Genomic DNA, 3,752 nt, shown 5'->3' with positions numbered 1-3,752 from the left:
GGTGCGGAGGCGGAGGGCGACGTGCGCTCGTTGTCGCCCTCGTGTTCGGTGCCGGGCTGCTGGTCGGGCTTGGAGGCGGCGTCGTGGCCGGCGGTTTCCTTGGGGGCGGGCGTGGCAGTTGCGGAGCTCGGGTCATCGTCGGTGTCGGGCGCCTGCTGCTCGTCGGCGTGCTTGTCACTGCCGGTCGACGGCGGGGAGGCGTCGCTGTCCGTTCGGCCGGGGCTCTGGCCGGCGTCGGAGGCGTGCGGGATGTCGAGCGTCCAGCCGGGGCGGATCTCGTCCGGGTCGCTCAGGGTGGTGCCGCCGGGCTGCGGGGCGCCGCGGTTCTCCTCGAAGATCTCGTCGTAGTGGGCGCCGTCGCCCAGTTCGTCCTCGGCGATGCCCCACAGGGTGTCGCCGGCGTGCACGGTGTAGGACTCCGTGCCGGCGGACTGGGCCGGTGCGGTCTGCTCCAGCTGTGCGTCGAGCCCGGTGGTGGGGTCGTCGGGGAGGAGCAGGGTCCAGCCGGGCTGGATCGGCTCGTTGGCGTGGAAGACGCTGCCGTCGGCCATCTGGTGGCCTTCGTTCGCGTCGGCGATCTTCGTGTAGAGCTCGCCGTGGCCGTAGAGCTTCTCGGCGATGCTCCACAGGCTCTCGGCGGGGCGTGCGTCCTGCACGGTGTAGGTGCGCTGTGCCTGGTCGGCGGTGGCCGGTTGCGCGGCGGGCGTCGCCGTCTGGGCGGACAGCTCGGCGGCGGTCTGGGCGGTTTGGCCCGGAGTGTGGCTGGTCGTGACCGAGGCGGTGGCTGCGGGGGCGGCGGAGGCGAGGGCGGTGCTGGTGGTGAAGAGCACCAGGATGCCGCTGACCAGGGTGGCGGCGGTGCGCTGGCTGAGGTGGAGGCCGGGCAGGCGCGGGGCGCTGCGGCCGCGGAGCTGGGCGGGGATCTCCAGCAGCAGGGAGAGGGTGAAGCCGGCCCAGCCGATCCAGCCCACTGCGCAGAGCGCCAGGAGGAACGCGCCGAAGGTGTCCGTCCTGGTGAACAGGTGCGTGAACGCGTCGATGCCCGACGGCCAGGCCGCCACGGTTGCCGCTCCCAGCAGCAGCGGGAGACCGGCTACGAGGACGCACAGGACGAGGGCGGATCCCAGGGCGCGCAGCAGACGCCGTCCGGTTCCGGCGGGGGCGGGAGTGTGCGAGCGGGTCTTGGGCATCCGTCAGTCTTTCTCGGGTTGGGTGATCCCGTGGAGCAGCGAGGCGGAGCTCGTGGCGTGGACCGTCCACGACGTCGGCGCGAACTTACCGGTGTAGGTGTCGGTGACCGTCACCGTGATGCCGTGGCCGGCGTCGGTGACGCTCACTGTCCCGGTCACGTCGGCCTCGTTCAGGTAGGCGCGGGCGGCCGCGGCGGCGGCCTCCGGGTCGACGACGATCGCCTTGCCGGTGATGGCCTGGGCAGGGTCGATGGCCTGGGCGGCGGCACGGGCCGCCTCGGTGGCGATGCCGTCGGCTCGCTCGTGAGCGCGGGTGACGCCGAAGGAGTCGACCCCCAGCAGGCCGCCGACCAGCAACAGCGGCACGGCGATGATGGCCACGACCACGGAGATGCCGCCGCGGTCGTCCCAACGATGCTGGCGCGTACGGAACTTAGCGATCATCCGCGCTCCCGGAAGGCATCGACGATCGAGGTGAAGTGGGAAGTGACGGTGCGGGTGCCGGGGCCGCCGCCGAGAAAGAAGAGATCGCCGAGGGGCACGGTGCATGAGACGGTCACCGTGACGGAGGAGACCTGACCGAGCGGCACCGCGAGTCCGCCGGTGTCCGCGGCCACGTCGGTGGCCGTGCATCCCTGCTGCTGTGAGGCAAGTGAGTCTTCCGCCGCCTCTTGCGCCGCGGCATTGCCGGCTCCCGGAGTACGGGCGAGGGAGGCGGCGCGAGCGGCTGCTTGGGCGGCCGCATCGGTCCGCTGTCCGGCGATGGACAGCCGAGAGCCGGCGATGACGACAAGGGCCAAGGCGATCAGCAGCGGCAGCACGATCACCGCCTCGATCGCGATGTCGCCGCGATCCCGCTCGCGGCCGCACAGCCGGTCTCGCATGTCAGCCCTCTCCCGCTGTGGTCCACCGTTCGACCGGCCCCGACATGGTGGCGCTGACGGTCCATCCGTCCACTCCGGGCAGCAGGGACAGCGCGCTGCCCTGGACGCGGATGCGGATGCGTTCGTCGGTGCTGCCGGCCGTGGAGACCGCGGTCCCGGTCAGGGTGTTGCCCGCCAGCTCGTCGAGGGCTGCCTGCGCCTTGACGGCTCCGTCGCCCGGGCCGGCCTCGTACATGCGGCCCGCGGAGACGCCCTCGCGGGCCGCGGTCTGGGCGACGTTGCGGGCGTAGGCCCACAAGAAGCCCTGGACGGCGGCGAGGGTCAGCAGGATGACGAACGGGAAGATGATCGCCATCTGGACCGGGGCGGAGCCCCGATCGCGGTCGTGGTCGTAGGGGTGGCGCGGCAGGAGCCTGGTCATCGGTATGTGCGTCATCCGCCGAGGTCGATGTCGCCCAGCTTGCCGTTGGCCTTGGCGTACAGGGCGGCGAGCCCGCCGGCGACGAGCAGGGCGCCCACGATGGAGGCCACGACGATGATGACGAACGGGATGGGGCCATCCCCTCGGTCGCCGCGGGTTCTGATCTCCTCGTGGACGCCGTTGAGGCGCTTGCGCAGGGCCGCGGCCTGGACGGCCGCGGTGACCTGGGCGTTCAGGAGCTTGTTCTTCATTCGGGGTCTCCCTTCGTCGGAGTGCGCACGGGGGGCGTGCGCGGTGGATCAGATGGTGAAGATGTTCAGCACCGCGGGGAACGCGATGAGGAACATGGCGATCACGGCGAGGAGTGCTCCGGGGGCCGAGAGCTTCTCGCTGTCCGCGTTCGCCTTCGCGGCCTCCGCGGCGAGCAGCTCGTTGCTCAGGCTCTTGGCCCGGTTGCGCAGGGTCTCGTAGACGGAGGCGCCGTCGTCGGAGGACAGCCGCATGATGTCCGCGACGTCCTGCAGGACGGGCAGGTTGAGCTGGGTGCCGAGGTCGTCCAGAGCCTGCCAGGGCGAGGACTTCTCGGTGCGCGCCCGCAGCAGGGCTTCCTGGATGCGTACGAATGCCCAGCTGCGGCCGATGCGTGCGGCGTCCTCCAGGGCCTGGGAGGGGCCGACGTTGGAGGCCATGCGGGTGGCCACCAGGTCCAGGTAGGCGGCGGCCGCGTACGCGAACTCGGTGCGCGCCTTGGCGGCTTCGCTGGCCACGGCCCAGTCGGGCACGAACCACAGGCCAATCGCCGCGAGCACGCCGACGGCGCCGGGGAGGAACAGCGGCACCGACAGCCCCATCAGCGTCCAGCCCACGACCAGGACGAGGGGGGCGAGCAGGCCGAGCAGGGCAAGGCTCACCTTGTTGACGAGGAACTGCTCGGGCGTCTGGTTGAGCAGGTCCAGGTCGGTGCGGGGCAGCGTCCCGGGCATCCGCTCGACCAGGCGGCCCGCCCACGCGGTGGAGGTCTTCTTGCGCGGGCGGACCCCGGGGGTGGGGGCGGGCGGGTTGAGGCGGCGCAGGGTGGGGCCCAACTTGGGCGCGGAGGGCACCACCTCGCGCACCAGGAGTGCCACGCCGGCTCCGGCGAGGGAACCGCAGACGACCATGGTGGTCACGCTCATTAGAGGACCATCCCTTCTGCAGCCCTCACGAGTAGGGTTGTGACCTCTCGGTCCCGGTGGGTGCATGGCCAGTGATGCGAGC

General features: G+C 71.9%; 6 protein-coding genes. All 6 read right to left on the bottom strand.

The window, feature by feature from the left end; translation table 11 throughout:
• Positions 1-1,190, bottom strand: a 1,190-nt coding sequence (locus H8R17_RS44755) for a LysM peptidoglycan-binding domain-containing protein (RefSeq protein WP_187828887.1), incomplete at its 3' end; no start/stop codon positions are given.
• Between the two features lie 3 nt (positions 1,191-1,193).
• Positions 1,194-1,634 (bottom strand): pilus assembly protein TadG-related protein, encoded by a 441-nt coding sequence (locus tag H8R17_RS44750; protein ID WP_187828886.1) that lies wholly within the window; start codon positions 1,632-1,634, stop codon positions 1,194-1,196.
• Positions 1,631-2,074, bottom strand: coding sequence for a TadE/TadG family type IV pilus assembly protein (locus tag H8R17_RS44745; RefSeq protein ID WP_187828885.1), 444 nt, complete (start codon positions 2,072-2,074; stop codon positions 1,631-1,633). The genes H8R17_RS44750 and H8R17_RS44745 overlap by 4 nt, the downstream gene beginning before the upstream one ends.
• Before the next feature lies 1 nt (position 2,075).
• On the bottom strand, positions 2,076-2,495 hold the full coding sequence (locus tag H8R17_RS44740) for a TadE family protein (protein WP_187828884.1): 420 nt from the start codon (positions 2,493-2,495) through the stop codon (positions 2,076-2,078).
• 11 nt (positions 2,496-2,506) lie between these two features.
• On the bottom strand, positions 2,507-2,746 hold the full coding sequence (locus H8R17_RS44735; RefSeq protein WP_187828883.1) for a hypothetical protein: 240 nt from the start codon (positions 2,744-2,746) through the stop codon (positions 2,507-2,509).
• A 48-nt stretch (positions 2,747-2,794) separates the two neighbouring features.
• Positions 2,795-3,670 (bottom strand): type II secretion system F family protein, encoded by an 876-nt coding sequence (locus H8R17_RS44730; RefSeq protein WP_187828882.1) that lies wholly within the window; start codon positions 3,668-3,670, stop codon positions 2,795-2,797.
• Between the last annotated feature and the right edge of the window lie 82 nt (positions 3,671-3,752).

The organism is Streptomyces sp. TRM68367, assembly GCF_014495685.1.
Taxonomy (GTDB): domain Bacteria; phylum Actinomycetota; class Actinomycetes; order Streptomycetales; family Streptomycetaceae; genus Streptomyces.
The sequence above is the reverse complement of the archived record's forward strand: the minus strand, read 5'-3'. Positions and strand labels throughout refer to the sequence as shown.

Excerpts from the sequence above, each read along its gene's own strand:
- H8R17_RS44750 (WP_187828886.1), bottom strand. The coding sequence starts at position 1,634 with ATGATCGCTAAGTTCCGTACGCGCCAGCATCGTTGGGACGACCGCGGC.
- H8R17_RS44745 (WP_187828885.1), bottom strand. The coding sequence starts at position 2,074 with ATGCGAGACCGGCTGTGCGGCCGCGAGCGGGATCGCGGCGACATCGCG.
- H8R17_RS44740 (WP_187828884.1), bottom strand. The coding sequence starts at position 2,495 with ATGACCAGGCTCCTGCCGCGCCACCCCTACGACCACGACCGCGATCGG.
- H8R17_RS44735 (WP_187828883.1), bottom strand. The coding sequence starts at position 2,746 with ATGAAGAACAAGCTCCTGAACGCCCAGGTCACCGCGGCCGTCCAGGCC.
- H8R17_RS44730 (WP_187828882.1), bottom strand. The coding sequence starts at position 3,670 with ATGAGCGTGACCACCATGGTCGTCTGCGGTTCCCTCGCCGGAGCCGGC.